Genomic DNA, 23820 nt, shown 5'->3' with positions numbered 1-23820 from the left:
CTTCCGCCATGCTGGCGTACCGCTCGATGGACATGGGGTGGGGTCGGCTGGCGTACCGCAGCATCGAGGGCGGGTCGGGCACGGAGGCCGCGCCGCCGATGGTGCTGGTGCACGGCGGCGGGGGCGATGGGACCACCTGGGACGCGCTGGCACCGACGTTCGCACGGCACCGCACCGTCCACGTGCCCGACCTGCGTGGCATGGGAAGCAGCGACCGGGTCGGACCGTATTCCCTCACGGTGCTGCGCGACGACCTGCTGGCACTGCTCGGCCGACTGGCCCTGGAACGGGTGGTCCTGGTCGGGCATTCGCTGGGTGCCGCCGTGGCACTGCTGGCCGCCGAGCGGGCACCGGAGCGGGTGACCGCCCTGGTGCTGGAGGAGTGCCCGCCGCCGGTGCCGCTCGGGATCATCGTTCCCACCGTTCTGCCGGAGAGCGCGCCGTACTACGACCGGGAGATCAGACCCTCGGTGCTGGCGGAGTTGAACGCTCCCGACCCGGCCCGCTGGTCGGCGTTGGCCAGCCTCTCGGTGCCCACGCTGATGCTGGCCGGTGGGCCGGGCAGCCACCTGCCGCAGGAGCCGATGGCCCGGATGGCCGAGAGCCTCCCCGCCGCGCGCCTGGTGACCGTCCCGACCGGCCACCACGTCCACGCGCAGGCACCCGATGTCTTCGTCGCCGCCGTCGAGTCCTTCCTCGCCGACCCGCCGACGGCCCGCGCCGAGCCGTCAGGCGCGTAGTCCTCGGAGCAGGATCTCGACGTACCGGTCCCGGTCGGCGTCGCCGCTCACCGTGACCGCGTGCTGGAGGCCGCAGAACAGCGCCCGGAGGTCGTCGGCGGTGATCTCCGGTCGGATCTCCCCGGCGTCGCGGGCACGGTGCAGAAGTCGGTCCACCGCTACGGTCAGCGCCCGGCCCAGTTCCCTGGTCTCCGGGCGGGCGGCGGCGGGTTCGGCCAGGACGGCGGCGAGCGCCGGGTCACCGAGCTGGTGGTCGAGGGCGGTCCGGAGCAGCCGGGCCATCTCGGCGGCGACGTCCGGCCCGGCGGCGGCCTGTTCGGCCGCGTCGACGAGCTGGGTGAACCGGTCGACGGCCAGCGCCTCCAGCAGGGCCTGCCGGCTGGGGAAGTGCCGATAGACGGTGCCGACGCCGACCCCGGCCGCCTTGGCGATCGTGTTCATCGGCAACTCCGCGTCACCTGCGGCCAGCCGCTCCCGGGCGGCGCGCAGCATCCGGGCGCGCACCCGGGCCGAGTCCGCGCGCAGGGGTTCGGCGTTCGTCGACGGCTCCGTGGACATCGCACGAGGATAATCCACCCGAGCAACAGCGGATAACTTATCCGTTCACGTGGTACGGTCGACACCCACGCAGCGGATAGATTATCCGTTGCGCTCGACCGGAGGTGCCCATGCCTGCCACCTGGACGTTCGACGACATCCCCGACCAGAGCGGCCGGACGGCGATCGTCACCGGCGCCAGCAGCGGACTCGGCCTGATCGCCGCCGGGCAGCTCGCCGCCCGGGGCGCGACCGTGATCATGGCCGTCCGCGACCCGGCCAAGGGCGAGCAGGCCCGCGCCGGCATGGCCGGCGATCTGGTCGTACGCCGGCTCGACCTCGCCGACCTCGACTCGGTGCGCGAGTTCGCCGCCGAGCTACGCGCCGAGGGCCGCCAGGTCGACCTGCTGCTCAACAACGCCGGGATCGCCAAGCAGGGCAACGAACGGTCCGCTCAGGGCTACGAGAGCGTGTTCGCCACCAACCACCTGGGTCACTTCGCCCTGACCGGCCTGCTGCTGGAGATCTTCCGGCCCGATCGGGACCCGAGGGTGGTCACCGTCGGCTCCGGCTTCTATCGACTGCTGCGCGGTGGACCCGACCTGGACGACCTGACCGACAGGGCGGGCATCGATCCGCCCGTGGCGTACATCCGGTCGAAGCAGGCCAACGCCCTCTTCGGCGTCGAACTCGACCGTCGACTGCGCCGCACCGGCAACCCGGTACGCAGCCTCCTCGCCCACCCCGGCATGGCCCGCACCCCGATGAACCGCAGGTACGACAGTGCCGGGGAATGGGCGGTGACCCGGATCGGTGGTCTGCTGCTCGCCCGTAGTTCCGAGAGCGGCACCCTCCCGCTCCTCTACGCCGCCACCGCCCCGACCGCCCAGACCGGCGTCTTCCACGGCCCGCCGCTGTTCCGGTGGGGCAACCGGGTGCACACTCGTCCGGTCGTGGCCCCCGCCGACGACCGGGCCCTGGCCGCACGGCTCTGGCAGGTCTCCGAGGAGGCGACCGGCGTGCGTTACCTCGACGCACCAAAGGTCGCCACTGCGCCGAACTGATCAGCCAGTCTTCTCCAGGGCGGCGCGGAACACCACCGTGACGCTGAACGTGGCGCCGTCGACCTGGTACGCGTAGCACCCCGGCCCGCCGACCGTGGTGGTGGCGGGCAGGTCGTTCTCCGGACGGACCAGCAGGGCGTGGTGCCCGTCGTCGCGCGGCTCCCCGAGGTAGGCGAACTCCGCACCGGCCGGGCCCGACCCGTCGATCCGGGCGGCCCGCACCAGCACCGGCCCGGCATAGCCGGAGCCGATCCACCGGACCTTCTTCGTGTACGTGCCGTCCTGTTTCCGGTCCATGGCCCGCAACTCCAGCACCCCGTCCCGGAAGTAGTCGGCGACCGGATAGAGCGGGCCGGGGCCGAGCACCCGACTCGCCTGGTCCGGGTGGGGCCAGGGCTGCGGCTCGGTGACCGGGCAGGCGTCCCCGGGTGCCACGGTGGGCAGCCGCAGCGGCGGGGCGACGAACTCGGTCGGCGTCGCTGCGGCAGCGGACTGCCCCGACGTAGCGCCCGACGGGTCCGGCGTCGACGTGCCGTCGCAGGCCACCACCGCCGAGAGGAGCGCGCCGACCAGTAACCAGCCGATTCTCACCACCGTCGCATTATCGACCGGCCACGATGGATACGCAGCCCCGCTCAGCCGAGGCGGGCGATCAGCCGCTCCCCTTCGGGCCAGGGGCCGAACCCCGCCGCACTGTCGAGGTGCCCGACCTCCCCCGCGTCGACCAGGTCCGCGCCCCAGTCCTCGGCGTACCCGGTAAACTGGGCGAAGGTGGTGTACGGGTCGGTCCGGCTGGCGACCAGGACCGACGGGAACGGCAGCGGGGTGCGGGGCACGATCCAGGGCAGATCCCCCGGCTCGTCCGGCTCGTACCCGTCGATGACCGGCGGGGTGACCAGCAGTGCGCCGACGACCGGTCCGGTGTGCGCGGCCGCCCACACGACGGTGCTGACGCACCCGGCGCTGTGCGCGACGAGCACGACGGGCTCGGTCGAGGCGTGCACGGCCTCGTGCAGCGCCGCCACCCGGTCCCGCAGGACGAGCGGCGGGCCGGGCGGCTCGGGTGCCCACCGGTAGTCCGGGTGTCGGCCGGCGAGCCAGTTCATCCAGTGCTCGGGTCGCGGCGTTCCTCGTCCCGGCACGAGCAGGTGGCGGGTCACGCGGCCGACGGTAACCCCGCGTACCCGCCGTGTCAGTCCAGTTTCGACGGCGTTGACGGTCGAGACCGTCGGGTCAGGCGGCGAGGGCCGAGACGGCCGCCGCCACGTAGAGGCACCCGCCGAGGCAGACCGCCGCACCGGCGATCGCCGGCATCCAGGCGGCCAGGCCGGCCATCAGCGCGCCCCGACCGGCCCGCCCGGCGATCAACGCCTGACCGCGGATGGTGAGTACGCCGACGCCGGTGAGGGTCAGCGCCATCCCGGCGCCGAACCCGAGCACGATCACCACTGCGCCCACGGAACGGCCGGTCAGTAGTCCGCTGACCAGGATCAGGAAGGCCGACGGCGAGGGCAGCAGCCCACCGGAGAGCCCGAGTGCGATCAGTCCCCGCCGCGACCACGGGTCGACCGGCTGTTCGTGGTGATGGTGGTGTTCCTCGCCGTGGTGGTGATGATGGTGGTGGTGCCCCCGCTTGGCGAGATGACGTCGGATCAGGTGCGCGCCGACACCGATCACCACGAGCCCGGCCAGCACCTGGAGTGCGGCGGTGAGGGTCCTGGTGCCGATCTCGGCGACGCCGCTCAACCCGGTCCAGAGCAGTGCCAGCACCAGGACGGAGAAGGTGTGCATCACCGCGACGATCACACCGAGCCGGAGCGCGTCCCGGTAGCGGCCGTGCGTACCGACCAGGTACGCGGCGGTGATGCTCTTGCCGTGCCCGGGTGCCACCGCGTGCGCGGCGCCGACACCGACCGCCACGACCAGGGCGACCCAGAACAGGGCCGCGTTGTCGAAGAGGGCGACCAGACGCTCGTCGAGCCCGTTGAGGTCGTTCATTGCGTACTCCGGTCACGTCGTCGGGTCAGGGCAACGAGCAGCACACCGAGCCCACCGGCGGCGACCACGCCGACGGCCAGCGCGGCGGCCGGGGCGGATCGGCCGCCCGAACGGGTGAAGTCGACCCGGTGGGTGCCGTCGGTGGCGGTGAACAGCGCCTCGGCCGGTGTCGCCGACTCGGCCCGCAGCACCGTGCGGTACGCCTGGTTGAGGTCGGTCAGCGCGGTCACCGTGATGTCGAGCGCGGTGACCGGGGCCGGACAGTCGAAGCGCAGCCGGGCTCCCTGCGCGAGCAGGGCGTCCAGCGGCTGGAGTTCCGCGCGGCACACCTGGCCCTGCTGGCTGACCGTGATCCGCTCGCGCAGGTAGTCCTGGACGGCGGTGGAGTCGCGGAGCTTCTGCTCGCCGGTCACCTGGGTGGCGACCGGGCCGGTGCTGGGGTCCTCGAACGCGCCGAGCGACTGGCCGAGCGCGACCCAGTCGTCCTCGGCGGGTTGCCAGGACAGGTCGACCCGGGAACCGTCCACGGCGACCTGGGCCGTCGTGGGCGGCCCGAAGGGATGGGCGGCGGCGGGCACGCCGCCGCCGGTGACGACGGCCAGGGTCGCCGTGCCGGCCAGCAGCGCACCCGTGATGCAGCGGTGATTCATGGAACGCTCCGGAACACGCCGGGCCGTGGGGTTCCGCCCGCGCGGCCCCCACGGCCGGCGGCGGTCATTCGAACAGGGACAGGGTCAGAGTCGAGGTGTACGCGCCGGCGGCGACGTCGGCCGGGGTGCGCAGGAACAGGTCGGCGTCGACCGAGTACGCGCCACCGGCGACCGCACCCGAGTCGAACGTGGAGACCAGCAGCTCCTGGTCGGTGAGGCCGACGTTGTTGCCGGGCTGCGTCGGCTCGTCCAGCACAGTGACGACCTCTTCACCCTCGCTGACCAGACCGGTGTCGCCGCCGTCGACCAGGCGCGGCTTCCAGCCCAGGTGCCCGGCGCCGATCGGCTCCTGACCGTCGGCTCCGGTGAAGTCGGTGGCACTACCGAGCACCGCCCACGCCGCACCCGAGGGCACCTCGTCGGCGGTCCGGGTGTCGGTCACCGTCACCGTCGGCAGACCACCCACGAACTGCCGCACCAGCAACGTCGACCCGTCCTCGGTCAACGCCACCGAGTCACCCGCGATCGACATCGCCAGCACACCCGGCTCCACGATCTCCTCGATGTCGACCGTCACCGACACGTCGCCGCTGGTGCCGGGCTCGGCCAGCGCCGGTGACGCCAGCGCCACCGACCCGGCCAGCAGCGCACCGGCGGCGACCGCCGCGAGCAGCCGCTCACGATTCCATGTGTTCATCCGTTACTCCGTCGATCTTCGCTGGGGCGGAACTGATGGCTTCGCCGGACGGATTCGCCCGGCCGGGAGAGGGTGGCGGCGCCGGGGAGGACGCCGCCACCGAGGTCGACTAGTCGCAGCTCGCCGCGTCGAACGGCACCTCGACCCGCATCGTCACCGGGTCGCCGTCGACCGTTCCGGTGACCTTGACCGTGGCGGTACCGGCCGGCACGGACCTGGCCCGGCTGGTGAACGCCTGGCTGGCGGACTTGCCGGGGGCGACGTCGGAGACCTTCCGCGACCCGTACGGCGTCACCAGCTCGACGTCCAGCGGACCGGCGTCGGTGTTGCGGGCGGTGACCGATACGTGCGCGGTGGTGCCGACGCAGTGGGCGCGGGCCTGGACGTCGACCTTCCAGCCGGTCACCGAGATGGCCGGGCTGGTGATCTTCTGGTTCTTGCTGGTCAGGAACACCTCGTACGCGCTGCCCGCGTTGGCGCTGGTCGGCACGGTCAGCGCATAGGTGACCCGACCCAGCTCGTCGGCGGTCACGGTGGCGACGCGGTCCTCGTCCCGGCCGGTGTCACCGGTGCTGCCGGCAGCGCGCAGGTGGACGGCGACCTTCTCGGCCGGGTCGTAGCCGTACGCGGAGACCGCGACCGTGCCCTTCACGTCGACCGTGGTCCTGTCGACCGTGACCTGCTGCCCGACCGTGTTCTGCGGGGTACGCAGCTCGTTGACGGTCCGCTCGCCCTGGTCGTTCTTGCGGATCAGGAACCCGTCGTGGTGCTGCCCGTTGGCGTAGCGCGACTCGTAGCGCAGCGTGCCCTGCTCGACGTCGATGAGCTGGTAGAGCTGGGTGTTCTGGCTGGTGCTGGTCACCTCGGCACCGTTGCCGGTCCAGTTCTGCCCGTTGTTGAGCTGGTACATCTTGCCGCCGGAGACGGACACCGCGTAGACCGTGCCGTCGTGGACGGCGGCGGAGCGACGGTTCGTGGCCACGTTGCCCCGGCCGTACGAGTGGTCGTGGCCCTGGAGCACCAGGTCGACGCCGTACTTCTCGAACAGCGGGCCCCACTGGTTGCGGACCTGGGCGTTGTTGCGGCTGCCGGTGGTCGAGTAGACGGGGTGGTGGAAGGTCACCACCGTCCACTTGTTCGGGTTGTCCTTGAGGACTCCCTCCAGCCAGGCGGTCTGCGCGGCCATCAGGGTGGCGTTGCTCTGGTGGTTGGAGTCCAGGGCGACGAAGCGCACGCCCTGGTAGTCGAGGGAGTAGACGGTCTGCTTGAGCTCCGGGTTGCCCGGCCCGTTGTCCGGGTACGGGAACTGCGGCCGCCAGAACTGCGACAGCCCGCCGCTGTACTCGTGGTTACCCGGGACCGAGATGTTGTTGATCTGGCCGTCGATGAAGCCGCTGGCCTTGTACCACTGGCCCCACTGCTCCTCGCTGTTGGCGTGGTCGATGAGGTCACCGGCGTTGACGATCGCCTTGGCCTTCGGCCGGTCGGCGAACGCCTGCCGGAAGACGCGGGGCACGGCCGAGTCGATGTAGTTCTGGGCGTCGCCGTAGTAGATGAAGGAGAACGGCGCGAAGTCGGCGGCGGCGGTGGTGAAGTCGATCCACTCGCTCCAGTTGCTGCCGTCGCCGACGCGGTAGGTGTACCGGGTGTTCGGCGTGAGGCCGGTGAACTCGACGGTGTGGTAGGTCGAGGCGTACCCGAGCGAGGTGTTGACCGCCGTGCTGGCCAGCGCGGAGAGGCGGGTCACCGCGCCGGTGGGCGGTACGACGTCACCCAGGGCCCGTGGTGCTTCGAGGATCTCGGCGCGGGCCCACTCGGCCGGCGCCTCGGCCCGCCAGGTGACGCGCTGCGAGGTGGACGGTGTGGTGGTCGGGGTCAGGATGATGCGGTCCGGTACGGGGGAGGGCTTATGGATCTCAGCGGCGGGATGCTTGGGCGGCGGGGCGTCGCCGAAGGCGGAGGGGCTGATCGCCACACCACCGGCGATCAGGGCCGCGGCACCGATCGCCACGATCTTCGTCCGGCGCGCTCCGCTGCGCCAGGGAGCCTTCTGGTCGGTCACGACTCTGGTCACCCTTCAATGAGGAGGCGGACGGCGGCGCCGGTCGTCCGTCACCTGCCGGCGCGCCGTGGCCATTCGCGCAGTCGTGCCCGACCGGACGGCAACAAGATCCTTTCGAGCGGGTGAACAGTGGCCGCGAGGCCGCCGTGACCAGCAACTGTTGGCCCGCCCGCCATCCGCCCGACACCGATGTTCCGCCTGCGTTCAGCGTCCCCTTCGTACGCTCGGCCGCGTTATGACCGATCAGCACAGTGCCCCGCCCCACCCCGACCGGACCGGCCGTCGCCTGCGTACCGTCGCTGCCCTGCTCTGCACGGCGGTCCTGCTCGGCGCGCTGGTCGGCAGTTCCGCCCCGGCCGCCGTCGTGGTCAAGGACGAACACTTCATCAGTGCGCAGACCCCGGGGGTACTCGACATCGAGGGTGGCGAGTGCTTCGACGACCCGGTGCACCTGCCGGAGGCCGGCGAGGTGGTCGTCCGCTACCGGCCGTGCGCGTCGACGGCGGACAACCAGACGTACGGGTTCGTGCACGCCGACGGCGACGCGGACTGGGCACCGACCGCGTTGGGTGAGTTCGCCTGGCGCGCCTGCCGGGACCTGTTCACCCGCACCTGGCCCGACGGGCAGGATCGGGACCTGCGCTTCTATCCGGTCCTGCCGACCGGGGAGACCTGGGCCGGCGGCGACCGGGACGTGATGTGCGTGGCCTACCGGCCCGGCGGCAGGCTGCCCGGCTCGTTGCTGCCCAGGTGGTGAGCGGAGACCGAGTCGAGCACCGCGTCCAGCGGGCGTGGCATCCGGTCCAGATCGAGCGCCTGCACCATGAGCCGGGCGTACGCCTCCTTGCGGCCGGACCGGGTGCCGACGAACCGGTGCAGTTGGGCGGTCAACTCCCGTCCCTGCTGCGCGGGCTGTCGCTGGAACAGCCGGAAGGATCGCAGGTCCCCGACGGCGTCCAGGAACTCCTGCACCCCGTCGGTGCCGACGGCCCGGATCAACTCGTCCTCCAGGTCCCGTACGCAGACGTGGAACCCGAGTTCGGCGATCCGGGCGGTGGAGGCGGCGGTGGCGATGCCGGCCCGGTCGAGCCCGCGCTGGACGAAGCCCTCCTCGGCGACGTCGTAGAGGCCGGCCAGCCGTAGTCCGCGTCCCTGCGGGCCGAGCAGGACCAGGTGATGCCCGATGTTGGTGATCCCGCCCATCGGCAGCACCCGTACGCCCTCGGCGGCCAGGTCCCGACCGCGACGGAGGGCGAGCGCCTGCACGGCCGCCTGGTCGCTGGCGCCCTCGACCAGCAGCACGGCGCGGGCGTCACCCAGGGTGTCGATCGGGATCTTCACCCGCACCTCCTGACCCTCGGCACCATCATGCCGACCTGCGCCCGGGTGGCCCAGCGAGTTACCGCGCGGGGCCGGGGGGTCAGGAGGCGAGTCGCCCGGTGGCCGGAGACGGCTCGGCGAGCCGGGTCGCCAGGTCGTCCAGGGAGAGCCCGAGCACCCTGGCCAGGGCGGCGACGGTGAAGTAGGCGGGCGAGGCGATCGCCCCGCGCTCGATCTTGCGCAGCGTGTCCAGCGAGATGCCGGCCTGGAGGGCGACGGCGGCGGCGCTCCGGCCGCCACGTGCCTGCTGGAGCAGGCGCCCCAGTGCCAGGCCGCGGGCCCGCTCGTCCTCGGTCATCGGGGTACGCACCATGTGGCTATAGTAATCCTGGTATTAAAATACCAGGGCCGGGAGCACACCGCCCCGCCCGCACGAACGACGAAGAGGTAGAGATGGTCGAGTTGAAGACCCCGGGCGAGATCGCCGTGATGCGCGAGGCCGGACGGGTGGTGGCGACGGCGCTGGCCGCGACCCAGGCGGCGGCCACGGTCGGGACGTCCCTGCGGGAGTTGGACGAGATCGCCGCCACGGTGATCAGAGAAGCCGGGGCGAAGCCCTCGTTCCTGCACTACCACCCCCGGTCGGCCCCCGACCCCTACCCGGCGGTCGTCTGCACCTCGGTCAACGACGCGGTGGTGCACGGCATCCCCACGTCGTACCGGCTCGCCGAGGGAGACGTGCTGAGCGTCGACTGCGGCGCCTACATCGACGGGCTGCACGGCGACTCGGCGGTGACCTTCATCGTCGGCACCGCCGACCCGGACGACCAGAGGCTCGTCGACGAGACCCGCCGCGCTCTGCACGCCGGCATCGCCGCCGCCACGCCCGGCGCCCGGATGGGCGACATCGCCCACGCCATCGGCACCGTCGGGCGGTCGTGCGGATTCGGCCTGATGGAGAACCACGGCGGCCACGGGATCGGTCGCGCCATGCACGAGGACCCGTTCGTGCCCAACGAGGGCAAGCCCGGCCGGGGCCTGCGGCTTCGGCCGGGACTGGTCCTCGCGCTCGAACCGATGTTCATCGCCGGCGGTAACGACAAGTACCGGGTGGACCGGGACGGCTGGACGCTCCGGTCCGCCGACGGCAGCCGGGCCGCGCACTGGGAGCACACCATCGCGGTCACCGACGACGGGCCGGTGATCCTCACCGCCCTCTGAGAACGGCATCCCACAGACGACGTCAGGCGCTCGCCGCCTCCCCGGCGGCGAGGAACCTGACCCGGTCGGCCTCGGTGTCGATGTCACCGCCGTCGGCCACGTCGCCGACGGGCACGACCCGGATCTGCTCGACTCGTTCGCGCAGGTAGGGACGGGCACCCACGTCACCGACGGCCGAGGCGGCGACGCCCACCCAGTGCGCCCGGCCGAGCAGGACCGGATGACCGCGCCCGGTCTGGTAGCCCGCCATCGCGAGCACCTGCGGGGCGGCGAGACCGACGAGCCGGCGTACCGCCTCGGGGGTGATGCCCGGCATGTCGACCAGGAGCACCAGCGCGGCCACCGCCGGGGTAGGCATCACCGCGGCGAGACCGGCACGCAGGGACGACCCCATCCCGCCGGCCCAGTCCGGATTGACGACCACCGCCGCCCCGGTCAGATCGGCCCGAGCACCCACCGACTCCGCGTCGGCACCGAGCACCACGCTCACCGAGTCGCACCCGCCGGCACGCAGGGTGGCCACCGCACGCTCCACCAGCAGCCGGCCGTGCACCTCCACCAGCGCCTTCGGTCGCCCGTAGCGTCGGCCCGCGCCCGCCGCGAGCACCAGCCCGGCGACCGGGGCACCCGGCCCGGGATGCGTCACGTCCACCCGCCGACGTTAACACCGGTCGGACGTGTTTCCAGCGCCGCCATTGCGCGGTGGACCGATTTCGAATAGCTCCGGGGCAGCTGCCGCAGTACGCGCGGACCACCACGAACCTCAAAGTTTCCTCAAAACGCAGGTCGACACCGATGCACATTAACCAACGCCTTTAGTTTTGCCTCATCCGATCGGCCGGGCCCCTTCGCCGAACGCCTGCCAGCAGGCGATACGTGGCCCACGATGACTGGAAAACGAGGTGAAAGCCGCCCGGAGAACGCCCGGATCGACGCACCGCGCAGCCGAATTCATACAGATGTAGGAGGTCTGATGCATCGTCGCCTTTTGGTGTCGACAACTGTCGCAACAATGTGTGCCGTAACCCTGTTCGCGCCGTCTTCGTCGGCGGAGAACGTGAACGCCAACTGCGGCAATCTCCCCGGTAATCGATCCGACTCCGGTTGGACCGACTACGAGCAGCTCGGCAAGCGCCTCGACCAGATCGAGGCGACCAGCAACGGCCGGGTCGCCGTCGACGTCATCGGCACGTCCCACCGGGGCCGGGACATCTACACCGCGCGGGTCGGCACCGGTGACCGCGTACTCCTGATCACGAGCGAGATCCACGGCAACGAGAAGACCGGCACCGAGGCCCTGCTCCAGATGCTCAAGACCCTCGGGTCCAGTGGGAGCCCGCAGGCCAAGATGATCCGGGACAACCTGACGATCGTCGCCGTTCCGAAGTTCAACCCCGACGGTGCGGAGCTGAACCGTCGGCAGAACGACTTCCCGTGGACCGAGGTGGTCGAGAAGTTCCCGCAGCTTGCCGGCACGAACGCGCCGTACTACTACAGCAACGGCGCGCGGGGCTTCGACGTCAACCGGGACTTCAGCGCGGACCTGACGGCCGAGCCCTCGCCCGCGACGCGGCCCTCCAACGAGACGCTGCCCGGCATGTACCTGACCAACGAGTCCCGTGCCCTGCGTGACCTCTACGTCAACCTGCGCGACGAGTTCGGCAAGGTCCACGCCTACGTCGACCTGCACCACATGGGCCCGTGCAACGAGAACATCGGGACCGACCAGTACGTCACGGTGGCGCTGGACTTCCCGCCGCTCGGTTCGGAGGTCGACGGCAACCCGAGGTACGCCGACTGGCCGCTGCTCGACCAGGACGCCTCCCGTCGGCACACGCTGGCCGCCGCCCTCGGCATGATGCAGCACGCGGGCAACGGCTCCGGTACGGGCTCGCCGTTCTTCGGTGGGGTCAGCCAGTACGTCCACTACCAGGTGTCGGACGGCTACAGCTTCGACCGCGACTACGCCGGGCAGGCCCGGTCGGCGTTCGCCCTCAACGGCAGCGCGAGCGTCCTGTTCGAGGTGCGCGGCCAGTCCCACGCCTGGGGCCAGAAGCAGAAGGGTCAGCTGACCAAAGCCGTCGAGGCCGGCATCGTCGGCATCGCCGAGCGGATGGCGGACCGGTCGGTCGACAGCCTGAACGGCGACGACTTCTACGAGCTGCCGAAGTACTGGTAGGCATCACCACAGATCGGTGACCGAGCGCATCCGGTCACCGAGCGGGCCCCCTTCCCGGTCGGGAAGGGGGCCCGTCGTCGTCACGGCCGGAGCGTCAGCCGATCGCGTACGCCCGGATGATCGTCACGTCGGTGTAGCCGCCGATGGTGTCGGTGACCCGCGCCCGCAGCGAGACCGCGCCGGACGTCGGGTTACCCACCTGGGCGGTCCAGACGCCGTCGATCTTCTTGACCGACACCGAGCGCCAGGTCTTGCCGCCGTCGAAGGACGCCTTGGCGGTGACCGTCTTCACCTTCGGGTTCTTGCCCAGCTTGGCGTCCGGACCGGCCTTGGGGCGGCTCAGCTTCAACTGGACGTTCGTGCTGCCGCCGGCCTTGGCCCGGTTGTGCAGGTCGAGCCCGGTGGGCAGCATGGTGAGCGCGTAGACGGGCGCGGTCACCGAGGTGTTCGGCTTCGCCTTGAACCGGTACGTGACGCTGGTCTTCGGCGACAGCATCCCGGCCGGGAAGGTGATCTCCGGGTAGTACCGGCTCGCGTCGTTGGTGAGCGTGTACCACCCGCTCTTCTTGACCTTGTACTCAAGGCTGGTCATTTCCGACTCCCAGCCCCTGTCCTTCTTGGTCTTGACCGTCTTGCCGCCGAACTTCAGCATCGCGGTCGCCTTGTCACCGCCCTCGACGCTGTCACGCGGGAAGCCCGGGTCGGCGAACATGTCGTTCAGCGAGTACGACAGCCAGCCGTAGTTGATCTGCGGCAGCCGGGTGGACGGCCCCCAGGCGGACCGGAAGAACCGCACGGTCTGCGACTTGCCCGCGCTGACCGTACGTGGGACGAGGTAGCTGCCGACGACCGGTGCGGAACCGTCCTTCGCCTCAGCACGGGCGTGCGCCCTGACGTACCACTTGCCGGCCGACAGGTGAAGCTTCGTCCGGTACGGCTGTTCGGTGTCGAACAGAAGTCCGTACATCTCGTCGCCGCAGGCACGGTCGGCCGGCTGCACCGCCAGGTTGCTGAGAGTTCCCGCCGACGGACCGCGCCGGCTCTCCACGTCGACCGTGCCGAGCGAGGACTGCGCGAAGGTCCGGGTCGGGCTGCTCGGAACGCCGGTCGTGCGGTACTTGACCACGTAGTGGGGTGACGCGCCGCTGTGGTCGACCCAGGACCGCATGGCGGCGAAGGCCAGCCGCTTCGACGAGTTGGGCACGACGTACAGCCCGCCGCCGAGGTCGGCGGCCCCCACGTGCTCGTACGAGGACTTGCCTACGGTGCAGATCCGGGCCATCGTCCGGATCTCCCGCCCGGCCGTGTCGATCGCCGGGCTGAGGCCGAGTGAGACCCGCTTGCCCTTGCGGGCGTCCACCGTGGTCTTGCTGGCCCCGGAGACCTTGACCGTGCGGGCACCGAGGGTCGAGGTCTCCCCGGTGCGGATCGAGGCGAGCACCGCGTAGGTGCCCTTCGGCAGTTTCTTGGCCTTGTTGGACGTGACCGAACGGCGCTCGTTGGTGGCGAGGTTGACCACGGTCGTGGTGACGGTGACCTTCTTGCCGTTGCGGTCCAGCGTGGTGACGGTCAGCGTGTTGGTGGCCGCGACCGCAGGTGCGCCGGCACCGAGCAGCAGCGCCGGCACCAGGGCCGACGCTACGGCGGCCCGGGCCATGACGCGGACACGCGAGGACGATCCGGGGCCGGAGGCGGCCCCGATGAGAGTGGAGAACAATCCAGGAACTCCCGTGAGTGGAAGCCGATCCCGCAGTACGACAACGGCGGGAAAGCTGATGCTAGATCACATTCGCCGACCGCACCGTCCCCCCGACAGCCGTGTCAGGGCAGGCCGATCAGGTCGGCCATCCGGCGCATCTGGTGGTCGAAGTACTCGTCCCGTGCGGTGATCAGGCCGTCGAGCTGGCCGAAGAGTTCGAAGCTGACGGCGCCGAAGCAGTGGATCCAGCCGACGGAGCCCCTGGCCAGCAGGGTTTCGGGCAGCCCGGCGAAGAGTCGATCCCGCACGGCGGCGAAGTCGGCGTGGACCGGAACGGGCAGTTCGTCCGGGCCCGGATCGGCCAGGACGCCGGCCGTGAAGCCGTCGAGCAGGATCCGGATCAGGGTGGTCGGGGTCCGGGACGCCGCCACGATGGTCTCCTGCGGTGCGGCGTACCCGGGGACCGGACTGCCGAACAGCAGGGCGTACTCGGCCGGGTGGGCCAGCGCCCAGCGGCGTACCGCATGACAGACGGCGAGCCATCGGCCGCGCAGGTCGGTGCGGGCGGTGACCTCGGCGTCGGCCCCCTCGGCCGCGTCGCCGAGTGCCTGGTAGCCGTCGAGGATCAGCGCGGTGAGCAGCTCGTCGCGGCTCGGGAAGTAGCGGTAGATCGCCGAGGAGACCATCCCCATGTCCCGGGCGACGGCACGCAGGGACAGGTTCGCCCCCTCTGCGGCGAGGTGGCGGCGGGCGATCGTCTTGATCTCGTTGATCATCTCGGCTCGGGCCCTGGCCCGGATGGTGGCGGCAGGCATGCCAGAGAGTGTCGCACACATTCGAGAGCACTGCTCTTGACGAAAGCCGTCGTCATGGGTGAGCATTGGTCTCGACAGAGAGCACTGCTCTCAAGACGAGGGGAGACTTCGATGGCCGTTCACCTGATCGTCGGCGCCGGCATGGTCGGCTCGACCACCGCGCGACTGCTCGCCACGCGTGGCGAGCAGGTCCGGATCGTCAGCCGGTCCGGGCGGGGCCCGATCCACGCCCGGATCGAGCGGATCGCCGCCGACGCCACGGACGCCGACCGGCTCAGCGAGCTCGCGCAGGGCGCCACCGCCGTCTACAACTGCCTCAATCCGGCCTACCACCGCTGGCTCACCGACTGGCCGCCGATGGCCGACGCGCTGCTCACCGCCGCCGAGCGGTCCGGCGCGCCACTGGTGATCGCCGGCTGCCTCTACGGGTACGGCGAGGTCAGCGGGCCGATGACCGAACAGACTCCGCTCGCCGCCACGCATCCCAAGCTACGGATGCGCGCCGACATGTGGCGCGACGCCCTCGCCGCCCAGCGCGCCGGGCGCCTGCACGCCGTGACCGAGGTACGCGCCAGCGACTACATCCAGGCGCAGTCGATCCTCACCCTCTTCCTCGGTCAGCCGCTGCTCGCCGGACGCCGTGCCGTCGTCCCCGCCCCGCTCGACGTGCCGCACACCTGGACCTCGATCAACGACGTGGCGGCCATGCTGGTCACCGCCGCCACCGACGAGCGGGCCTGGAACCGTCCCTGGCACGTGCCCAGTGCGGCGCCGATGACGATCCGGCAGCTCACCACCCGCCTCACCGAGCTGGCCGGGGTGCCCGCGCCGAAGCTCACCAGCATTCCCGCACCGGTCTTCCGGGCCGCCGGTCTCTTCGCCCCGATGCTGCGCGAGTTCCAGACCACGGCGTACCAGTTCGCGCGGCCGTTCGTGCTTGACTCCTCGGCCGCCACCACCACGTTCGGGCTGCGTCCCCAGCCCATCGACGAGGCGCTGCGCGAGGCGATCACGCTGCTGCGCGAGGCACCGGGTACGAGCGCCGGCACCGCTGCGCCCTTCCCGACCGCCGCCTGACGACGACACCGCATCGGAGGTTCACCATGTCCACCGTCACCATCGCGCCCACCGTCGTCCTCGACAGCGGCACCCGCCGTGCCGCAGGCCAGGTCGACAACCGCCTCGCGTACGCCGGCTTCGCCCTCGCCTATCTGCTCGGACACGGTGCCGCCGCCGTCTCCTCCGGTACCGATCCGCTGGTGGACCTACCCGGCTGGTTACCGATGACCCTGTTGGCCGCCGGCATCGTGGCCGGCTCGGTCGCCGCCACCGTGGCCGCCACGCGGGCCCAGCGGGACGTCTCCGGTGCCGAGGCCCTCACCGGAAAGCTGCTCGGTGCCGCCTGGGCCGTCGGTTTCACCGCTCTCTTCCTCGCCATCACCGGTCTGACGAGCACCGTCGAGCGGCCCGAGTTGCAGACCGTCCTCTGGCCCACCGGTTCGGCGTTCGTGGTGGGCCTGATCTACCTGGCCGAGGGTGCCGCCCGCCGCAACGTCCTGCACTACCTGCTCGGAAGCTGGCTCGCGCTGGTGGGCACGGCGGCGCTGTTCCTCGGTACGCCGGGTCCCTTCTGGGTCCTCACCGTCGCCGGCGGCGGCGCGTACGTCGTCGCCACCGTCCTGGAGGGCCGTCGGCTCGCCGCGTACCGCTGAGCTGCTCCCGCACCACACCGAGACGCGAGAAGCGGTGGTCTGAGGACCACCGCTTCTCGCTGTTCCCGGCGCGGCCGGAGCCCTTCCTACCGTCAGGAGACCGGCAGGGTCTGCCGGGTCTCCGCGTCGCGGTCGACGCGACTACGGGCGCGCACGCTCTCGGTCTTGAACCGCAGGGCGGGACGTTCCACCAGGTGCCAGGAGGGTACGGCGAACGCCAAGGTGCCGAGCAGGCTCAGCACGGTGTAGCCGAACACCCCGAACTCGGCGCCGCCGACCAGGGCGATGACCTGCTGCACCGGGAAGCCGTAGATGTAGAGGCCGTAGGTGTAGTCGTGCCGTCGGCTGATCCTGGACAGCTGCTTCGGCAGCGCCACCGCGGCGTAGAGCACCACGTAGGCGAAGGCCGGCAGGCCGACGGCGAAGAAGCCGCCCTTGAGCAGCGAGCCGGTCAGCACGACGCCGGCCAGTGCGGCCCACACGCCGTTGACCGGGATGCGGTGTGCGTAGAGACGTGCGGCCGTACCGAGCAGGAAGAGGAAGCCGAGCATCAGCGTCCAGTCGGCGGCGAAGGCACCGATCAGCGGGAACGGGCCGATCGCGCCGTGCTGCGGCGGGCGTGCGGTGATGGTCGGTCCGTTCAGGAAGTCCCACAGGACCAGCGCGTAGCAGATGACCGTCAACAGCAGGACGGCACGCGGCGACCGGCGCAGGACCGCGGTCATCATCAGCAGGGCCACCACGCCGTAGAACGCCAGGTCGTACCGGAGGGTCCAGAGCGAGCCGTCGAACGCGCTCGGACCTCCGCCGAGCCGCCCGTACGGGGTGTCGGCGAGCAGGCCGGAGATCGGGAACTGCTCCATCGACGCGAGGACGTTCGTGGTGACGTAGTCGAACGGGCCCTCCGGGTGTCCCCAGAAGCCGTCGAGGCTGCCGTTCTCGTAGATCGCCACCAGCGGCGCGATGACGAAGGCCGTGACCAGCAGGCAGACCCACAGGCCGGGAAGCACCCGCAGCGCGCGGGCGCGGATGTACTGCGGCAGGGACGAGCGCAACGCGCTGTCGGTGATGAGGAACCCGGAGATCAGGAAGAAGCCGTAGAGGGACATCGTGCCGATGTCGCTCTGCCCCGCGAAGAGGCCCGTGCCGAGGTTTCCCACCCCGAACCCGATCGGCCCGGAGTGGGCGATGATCACACCGCACGCCATCGCCAGGCGCAGCGCGCCGAACGCGTTGTGCCGGGCCGAGTATCTGTCTTGCAGCGTCGGCGAGCGCCCTTCGTTGAACCACGCCTGCACGTGAGGACTCCCTTGAGGACCAATCCGGACGGTGGTCGAGTCGTCGTGCCGACCACCGCATGTGACACATGCAGTATCGGCATTCTTAAGCCTTATATTTCGATTTTCATGATTTGTCCACTCTGCACCGTTTCACCGGGTCGTCGGACGACCGGGCTGACGTCGGCGGACGGCCGGGCCGACCGGCGGGCAGCGGGCCTGCGGAGCAGGCCGCACCACGGCCGCCAGCGGCGGTCGTGGTCGACTCGCACCACGACCGCCGCTGGGCAGATGTCCGAGCAGACCGTCGACCACCGTCCACAGTGCCCCGCCGGTCGACGGACCGGCGCAGGCGCGGGTCACCTCCGGGCGGAGCCCGAACGCGGGGTGGCGACCTCGGCGGCGGGTACCCGGATGCTGTCCGGAATCGGCCGGCTCGTGTCGTACTCCTCGGGTCCACGAGGAGACGGCGAGATCAGAGGTCGTCCCGTGCCCACCGGTCGGGTGCCGACCAGGTGCGGGACCGCCCACGACGTTCGACTTCTCGTACGCGGCTCAGCATGGCACCGCCAAATCGGACAAGAAGGACTAAATGCCCCAGGTAGCCCGGAAGGCTGAATCCGCCGTGAGGGTCACGACAGGTGCCGCGCGGTGTGCCTCACCAGGAAGTCGTCCAGTCGTGGCGCGAGACGGCGCGCGTACGTGGCGGTCAGATGGTGCGCGTCTCGATAGACGAGCACCCCGTCGATCACGGCGGGACAGCGCTCGCTCGGACAGATCGCGTCGTTGAGGTCGGCCAGATGCACCTGCGCCACCGCAGCCGCAGCCCGCTCCTGCGGTACGCCCCAGACGAGTGCGGGCTGCCGAGGCTGGGCGCAGGCGCTGAGGCGTTCCCGGTTGGCGGAGACGCACTCGGCCATGTCCACCCTGAACGCCGGGGTGTCCCGGATGACCACCAGCGGTATGCCCGCCCCGGTCAGCTCCGACCAGGTCCGTGTCAGCGCCTCCGTCTGCGCGTCGGCCGTCGACGGCCCGGGTGCCGGCGTACTGCCGGCCACCAGCGGTATCTGGGTCACGCTGGAGACGATCAGCAGCCGGGGCCGCCGCTCACCCGTGAGCGCCGTCCGCAGTTCGCGGTTCCACTCCGTACAGCTCTCGTCGACCCGTCCGCCGACGACCGTCGGGGCGGTCATCAGCGAGCAGGCGGTCTTGATGTAGGTGACCAGGCGCCACCCGCGCTCCGACGCGACCTGCTGCAACGCCGGCACCCAGTGCGCCGCGTGCGAGTCGCCGGCCAGCGCGACCTCGACCCGCGAGTCCTGGTCGCCGTAGACGCACGTGCGCAGGCGCGACTCCTGCGCCTGCGTGACACAGTCGTCCCGATAGACGTCGGGCAGGTCGTCGCGGGCGGCCAGCGGGTCGGGCGTGATCCGGGCGAAGCGGTCCACCAGCGCCGGGTCCCCGCCCGGCGACGCCTGACCCACACCGGCGAACTGCGGCGGACCCGGAGCGGTCGGTGGCCGGACCGCGAGGCTCAGGCCGACGCCGGCCAGGACGGTCAGGCTGGTGGCGGCCAGTCCCATCCGCAGGGTGCGGGCCGGGGAGAACTGTGCGTACCGGAACGGGTTCTCCACCAGGTAGTGGGTCAGCACCGCCGGGAGCGCGGAGCAGACGATCATCGCCAGCCCGGCACCGGTCCCCAACGGACCCCAGCGCGCCTCCGCCACGACGAGCAAGGGCCAGTGCCAGAGATACCAGGAGTACGAGACCACCCCCACCGCTCGCGTCATCCGCATCTCCAGCAGCAGCGCGGGACCGTACCGCCCGGCACCCGGACCGGCCGCGATGACCGCCACCGCGCCGAGCGTGGGCAGCAGCGCGAGGTGTCCCGGATAGGCCGCGTCCGGCCCGATCAGCACGGCACCGAGAGCGATCATGAGCATGCCGGCCCAGCCGAGCGTGACCGCGGTCGGACGGGACAGCCGGGAGAGGTGGCCGCTCAGGATCGCCAGCGCACCACCCAGCGCCAGTTCCCACATCCGGGTGGTGGTGACCAGGTACGCCCGCGCGGGCTCGGCCTGGCTCAGGTACACCGACCAGGCCAGAGACGGTACGCCGACCAGGGCGATCGCCACGAGCACCGGGGTGGACGTCCGGTCGGCGAAGAACCGTCGACGGTGCCGCCCACGGACGTCCACCGGCGACCGCGCCTCGATCGACTGCGTCCGTCGACGCCCGAGCGCCACGGCGGCCAGCAGGAGCAGCGGCCAGAGCAGATAGAACTGTTCCTCCACCGCCAGTGACCAGAAGTGCTGGAGGATGCTCGGCGCCTCCTCCGACCGCAGGTAGTCGGTCGACTGCTCGACCAGCCGCCAGTTCATCGCGTAGACGGCGCTGGCGAGGGCGTCCCGGGCGGTCTCGGACCACCGGATCGGCGGCAGGAAGAGGTACGTGAGCAGCATGCTCGCCACGACGACGACGCTGGCGGCAGGCAGCAGCCGCTTGGCGCGCCGGACGTAGAAGGCGGTGATCGAGATCCCGCCGGTCCGGCGCAGTTCGTCGACGAGCAGCCCGGTGATCAGGAAGCCGGAGATGACGAAGAAGACGTCGACGGCGACGAAGGCGCCCGGCAGCGCGGCCACCCCGGCGTGCCCGACGAGCACCAGGACGAGCGCGAGGCCCCGCAGCCCTTCGATGTCCTCGCGGAACCGGCCCGACAGGATCGGCCCGGCTCGTTCCCCTACTCGTGTCATCTCCACCCCTCTCGGGGCGGAGCATAAAGGCAATAATGGGGCTTTTGACCGTTTTAGCTGGACCAGCTACGGCGCCTGGGGCTCACTGCCGTTCGGTGACGACCTCCTTGGAGCCCGGCACCACGTTGCGGGTGGCACGCAGGCTGGTGATCGTCACGACCGTCAGCACACCGATGATGACCAGCAACGACGCCAGCGTCGGGATCTCCGGCACGCCTTCCCAGACGCCGTGCGCCCAGTGCAGACCGAGTTTGACGCCGATGAACGCCAGGATCACGGCGAGGCCGTAGCTGAGGTGGACCAGGCGGCTCAGCGCGGCGTGCAGCACGAAGTAGAGCGCCCGCAGACCCAGCAGCGCGAAGGCGTTGGTGGCGAAGACGAGGTACGGGTCCTCGGTGATGCCGTAGACCGCCGGGACCGAGTCCACCGCGAAGACCGCATCGGCGGCGAAGACCGCCACCACCACCAGGGCCAGCGGCGTGAGGGCACGCCGACCGTCGACCCGCACGACCATCTTGGTGCCGTGGTACTCGCGCACCACCGGCATGAACCGACGCAGCAGCCGCACCGACCGCATGTTGCCGATGTCCACCGTCTGCTCGTGCCCGGTGAACGCGTCGCGCAGCAGCTTCGCGGCGGTGAACAACAGGATCAACGCGAAGATCAGAAATGCGAAGTCCAGCGTCTGCAACGCCGCCGCGCCCAACGCGATGAAAATGCTCCGCAGCACCAGCGCGCCGGTGATGCCGAAGAGCAGCACCCGCTGCGCCAGCTCGGTCGGCACCGCGAACGCCGCCAACAACAGCATGAAGACGAAGAGGTTGTCCACCGACAGCGACTTCTCGACCAGATAGCCGGTCAGGTAGTGGACGCCCGGCTCGGAGCCGAACTCGGACCACACCCAGGCGCCGAAGGTCAACGGCAGAGCGATGTAGAAGGCCGACCAGCCCAGCGCTTCCTTCAGTGACACGCGGTGCGGGCGGTGGGTGACCGCGAAGTCGAGCACCAGCAGGGCCAGCACCCCGACGATCGTCGCCGTCCAGAGCAGCGGCGTGCCTACGGAGTGGAGTTCACCGGCGGAGTAAGACAATTCGGGCATGGGCCTTCCTCGAACACCGTGCATGTTCGAGGTCTCCTTCACCCACGTTTCGTGGGCAACCACCCGAGGCACACCCGGGGTGCGCCGTACTGACCGGTATGGTTCGTGGGAAGTACTCCCCTCGTACGGCCAAGGTTAGGACAGGCCGCCCCGGGCCGCCAGGCGTCGGCGCGCGGCGCGCCGGTGCGGCGGGGTCCCACCCACTCCGTGCGAGGTGGGCGGCACCGCCCGGGGCACGACCGTGGCGGAGATCACCGAGGACGTCGTCCCACGTCACCGACAGCGATTCGCCTGGACAGGGCGGACAGGAGCGCCGGCACGCCCACCGCCGGGGGCGTGCGGTGGCGACCGGTATGGCCTGGACCACGCCAGGCGGCCTTGTCGGCGTACTCGGCCCGTCCGCCGGGTAGCTACGAAACTTTGCACCGAACCAGCACCACCCACGGAGGTGATCGGATGACCGGGACGTTGCAGCAGCTCGTCGCCCGCAACGACCTCGAGATGATCCGTGGGTGGCTGGACAGCAGACCGCCCTACGAGGTCGCCGACGAACTCGCCCGACTCGACGCGGTCGCCGCCGGGGTGCCGTTCCGGCTTCTCGACAAGGACCCGGCACTCGCCGTCTTCGAGGAACTGGACCCCGTGGACCAGCAGCGCATCCTGGTGGGGCTGCGCGACCAGGCGTTCCACGAGCTGGTCGAGGAGATGGACCCGGACGACCGGGCCCGCATGCTCACCGAGGCGCCGGCCAAGGTGGCCCGCCGCGTCCTGGCCGGGCTGTCGCCGCGCGAGCGGCAGATGACCGCCGAACTGCTCGGTTACCCGCCCGGCTCGGTCGGGCAGATCATGACGCCCGAGGCGGTCGCGCTGCCCCGGCAGGTCACCGCCGCCGAGGCGCTCGACGTGGTGCGGCGCAAGGGCGCCGAGGCCGAGACCGTGTACGTGTTGCCGGTGGTCGACCCGGGCCGCCGCCTGGTCGGCGTCGTGGAGCTGCGGGACCTGGTGCTGAGTGACGCTGACGTACCCGTGGCCGACCTGGTGGACACCCACGTCTTCCGGGCCCGCGCCACCGACCCGGCCGAGGAGGCGGCCCGCCTGATGCGGGAGACCAACACCCTCGCCCTGCCGGTCGTGGACAGCGAGGACCGTCTCGTCGGCCTGCTCACCATCGACGACGCGATGGAGATCATCGAGGCGGCCGACACCGAGGACGTGGCCCGTCAGGCCGGCACGGCACCCTGGCCCGGTCACTACATGGCGGTCAGCGTCTGGCGGTTGGCGCGTTCCCGGGCACCCTGGTTGTTGCTGCTCATCGTCGCCTCGGTGCTCACCGTCAACGTGCTCCAGGCGTTCGAGGCGACGCTGTCGCAGGTCACCGCGCTGGCCCTGTTCATCCCGCTGCTCGTGGGCACCGGCGGGAACGCGGGTGCACAGGCCACCACATCGGCCGTACGCGCTCTCGCGCTCGGTGAGTTGCGCGGCTCGGACCTGCCAGCGGTGATCTGGCGGGAGTCCCGGGTCGGTCTGCTGCTCGGCGCGTTGCTGGCAGCGGTCGGCCTGGTCGTCGGCATCGTCGTGGTCGGCGGTGAGATCGCGTTGGTCGTCGGCATCTCGCTGGTGATCATCTGCGCCTGGGCCGCCACCGTCGGTGCCACCATGCCGGTGCTGGCGAAGCGGCTCCGCATCGATCCGGCGGTCGTCTCCGCACCGATGGTGACCACGCTCGTCGACGCCACCGGGCTGATCATCTACTTCGCCGTCGCCCACGTCGTCCTGACGTTCTGACTGACCCCGCTCGCGCCGGCAACCGTCCTCCGACCGCACCCGGCGGGCCTGTCGTAGGCCCGCCGGGTGTGTGGCGGTGGTTCAGCGCTGCCGGGTGATCAGCGTTGCAGGGTGAGCAGTCCGGGGCGGTAGGGCAGGAGGCCGTAGTCGCCGCCGGAGTTGGGTGAACGGCCCTGGTAGAGGAACTGGAGGTTGCAGGCGTTGACGGTCAT

At 71.0% G+C, this 23820-nt stretch carries 23 protein-coding genes; 8 read left to right on the top strand and 15 right to left on the bottom strand.

Annotated features, from left to right (window positions below; genetic code table 11):
* The first annotated feature begins 8 nt into the window (after positions 1–8).
* Entirely contained in the window at positions 9–740 is a 732-nt protein-coding gene (locus ABZ738_RS28610; protein WP_131051932.1) for an alpha/beta hydrolase, read from the top strand.
* Here ABZ738_RS28610 and ABZ738_RS28605 read toward each other — a convergent pair.
* The gene (locus tag ABZ738_RS28605) at positions 729–1298 is read right to left on the bottom strand and encodes a TetR/AcrR family transcriptional regulator (protein WP_131051931.1); all 570 of its coding nucleotides are present in this window, start codon (positions 1296–1298) and stop codon (positions 729–731) included. The genes ABZ738_RS28610 and ABZ738_RS28605 overlap by 12 nt on opposite strands.
* Positions 1299–1408: 110 nt before the next feature.
* Here ABZ738_RS28605 and ABZ738_RS28600 point away from each other — a divergent pair, with 110 nt between their 5' ends.
* Positions 1409–2341: an SDR family NAD(P)-dependent oxidoreductase gene (locus tag ABZ738_RS28600; protein WP_131051930.1), complete on the top strand. Its 933-nt coding sequence runs from the start codon at positions 1409–1411 to the stop codon at positions 2339–2341.
* Here the strand turns inward: ABZ738_RS28600 and ABZ738_RS28595 are convergent, their stop codons facing one another.
* The 6 genes from ABZ738_RS28595 to ABZ738_RS28570 all read right to left on the bottom strand — a co-directional run bounded on the left by ABZ738_RS28595 (position 2342) and on the right by ABZ738_RS28570 (position 7748).
* Positions 2342–2935 carry a hypothetical protein gene (locus ABZ738_RS28595; RefSeq protein ID WP_357218250.1) on the bottom strand — a complete coding sequence of 198 codons (594 nt, stop codon included), beginning with the start codon at positions 2933–2935 and terminating at the stop codon, positions 2342–2344.
* 41 nt (positions 2936–2976) lie between these two features.
* Entirely contained in the window at positions 2977–3501 is a 525-nt protein-coding gene (locus ABZ738_RS28590) for an alpha/beta fold hydrolase (RefSeq protein ID WP_201272303.1), read from the bottom strand.
* Positions 3502–3574: 73 nt separating this feature from the next.
* Positions 3575–4339 (bottom strand): sulfite exporter TauE/SafE family protein, encoded by a 765-nt coding sequence (locus ABZ738_RS28585; protein ID WP_131051928.1) that lies wholly within the window; start codon positions 4337–4339, stop codon positions 3575–3577.
* Positions 4336–4989: a hypothetical protein gene (locus ABZ738_RS28580; RefSeq protein WP_131051927.1), complete on the bottom strand. Its 654-nt coding sequence runs from the start codon at positions 4987–4989 to the stop codon at positions 4336–4338. Before ABZ738_RS28580 ends, ABZ738_RS28585 begins: the two co-directional genes overlap by 4 nt.
* A 64-nt stretch (positions 4990–5053) precedes the next feature.
* On the bottom strand, positions 5054–5686 hold the full coding sequence (locus tag ABZ738_RS28575) for a hypothetical protein (protein WP_131051926.1): 633 nt from the start codon (positions 5684–5686) through the stop codon (positions 5054–5056).
* Positions 5687–5795: 109 nt separating this feature from the next.
* On the bottom strand, positions 5796–7748 hold the full coding sequence (locus tag ABZ738_RS28570; protein ID WP_357218244.1) for a metallophosphoesterase family protein: 1953 nt from the start codon (positions 7746–7748) through the stop codon (positions 5796–5798).
* Between the two features lie 235 nt (positions 7749–7983).
* On the opposite strand from ABZ738_RS28570, the gene ABZ738_RS28565 reads away from it, so the two are divergent.
* Entirely contained in the window at positions 7984–8505 is a 522-nt protein-coding gene (locus tag ABZ738_RS28565) for a hypothetical protein (RefSeq protein ID WP_357218242.1), read from the top strand.
* Here ABZ738_RS28565 and ABZ738_RS28560 read toward each other — a convergent pair.
* Both ABZ738_RS28560 and ABZ738_RS28555 read right to left on the bottom strand, forming a co-directional pair.
* Positions 8457–9089, bottom strand: a complete 633-nt coding sequence (locus ABZ738_RS28560) for a TOPRIM nucleotidyl transferase/hydrolase domain-containing protein (protein ID WP_236145609.1) — start codon at positions 9087–9089, stop codon at positions 8457–8459. The two genes, ABZ738_RS28565 and ABZ738_RS28560, sit on opposite strands and share 49 nt — an antisense overlap.
* Before the next feature lie 79 nt (positions 9090–9168).
* Positions 9169–9441, bottom strand: coding sequence for a helix-turn-helix transcriptional regulator (locus ABZ738_RS28555; RefSeq protein WP_131051923.1), 273 nt, complete (start codon positions 9439–9441; stop codon positions 9169–9171).
* An 80-nt stretch (positions 9442–9521) separates the two neighbouring features.
* Between ABZ738_RS28555 and map the strand changes: the two genes are divergently transcribed.
* A complete protein-coding gene (gene map, locus ABZ738_RS28550) occupies positions 9522–10289 on the top strand; it encodes a type I methionyl aminopeptidase (protein ID WP_357218237.1) in 768 nt (255 codons plus the stop codon).
* Between the two features lie 22 nt (positions 10290–10311).
* Here map and ABZ738_RS28545 read toward each other — a convergent pair whose 3' ends face one another.
* Entirely contained in the window at positions 10312–10941 is a 630-nt protein-coding gene (locus tag ABZ738_RS28545) for a nucleotidyltransferase family protein (protein ID WP_357218234.1), read from the bottom strand.
* 360 nt (positions 10942–11301) lie between these two features.
* On the opposite strand from ABZ738_RS28545, the gene ABZ738_RS28540 reads away from it, so the two are divergent.
* A complete protein-coding gene (locus tag ABZ738_RS28540) occupies positions 11302–12468 on the top strand; it encodes a M14 family zinc carboxypeptidase (protein ID WP_236145607.1) in 1167 nt (388 codons plus the stop codon).
* A 94-nt stretch (positions 12469–12562) separates the two neighbouring features.
* Here the strand turns inward: ABZ738_RS28540 and ABZ738_RS28535 are convergent, their stop codons facing one another.
* Positions 12563–14095, bottom strand: coding sequence for a hypothetical protein (locus tag ABZ738_RS28535; protein ID WP_357218230.1), 1533 nt, complete (start codon positions 14093–14095; stop codon positions 12563–12565).
* Between the two features lie 194 nt (positions 14096–14289).
* Positions 14290–14982 (bottom strand): TetR/AcrR family transcriptional regulator, encoded by a 693-nt coding sequence (locus ABZ738_RS28530; RefSeq protein WP_131051920.1) that lies wholly within the window; start codon positions 14980–14982, stop codon positions 14290–14292.
* A 111-nt stretch (positions 14983–15093) separates the two neighbouring features.
* On the opposite strand from ABZ738_RS28530, the gene ABZ738_RS28525 reads away from it, so the two are divergent.
* Positions 15094–16059, top strand: a complete 966-nt coding sequence (locus tag ABZ738_RS28525; RefSeq protein ID WP_131051919.1) for an NAD-dependent epimerase/dehydratase family protein — start codon at positions 15094–15096, stop codon at positions 16057–16059.
* A 26-nt stretch (positions 16060–16085) separates the two neighbouring features.
* Positions 16086–16694 (top strand): ABC transporter permease, encoded by a 609-nt coding sequence (locus tag ABZ738_RS28520; protein WP_131051918.1) that lies wholly within the window; start codon positions 16086–16088, stop codon positions 16692–16694.
* A 92-nt stretch (positions 16695–16786) separates the two neighbouring features.
* On the opposite strand, the gene ABZ738_RS28515 is transcribed toward ABZ738_RS28520, so the two are convergent.
* The 3 genes from ABZ738_RS28515 to ABZ738_RS28505 form a co-directional block, all read right to left on the bottom strand.
* A complete protein-coding gene (locus tag ABZ738_RS28515; protein WP_131051917.1) occupies positions 16787–17992 on the bottom strand; it encodes an acyltransferase in 1206 nt (401 codons plus the stop codon).
* A 611-nt stretch (positions 17993–18603) separates the two neighbouring features.
* Positions 18604–20724 carry an acyltransferase family protein gene (locus tag ABZ738_RS28510; protein WP_357218223.1) on the bottom strand — a complete coding sequence of 707 codons (2121 nt, stop codon included), beginning with the start codon at positions 20722–20724 and terminating at the stop codon, positions 18604–18606.
* Between the two features lie 82 nt (positions 20725–20806).
* Entirely contained in the window at positions 20807–21823 is a 1017-nt protein-coding gene (locus ABZ738_RS28505; protein WP_357218220.1) for a TerC/Alx family metal homeostasis membrane protein, read from the bottom strand.
* Between the two features lie 456 nt (positions 21824–22279).
* Here ABZ738_RS28505 and mgtE point away from each other — a divergent pair, with 456 nt between their 5' ends.
* Complete coding sequence (mgtE, locus tag ABZ738_RS28500; RefSeq protein ID WP_357218217.1) at positions 22280–23608, top strand: magnesium transporter; 1329 nt, start codon at positions 22280–22282, stop codon at positions 23606–23608.
* Positions 23609–23820: the final 212 nt, after the last annotated feature.

The organism is Micromonospora sp. NPDC047793, from assembly GCF_040642635.1.
Lineage (GTDB): Bacteria > Actinomycetota > Actinomycetes > Mycobacteriales > Micromonosporaceae > Micromonospora.
This window is presented reverse-complemented; position numbering and strand designations above follow the sequence as displayed.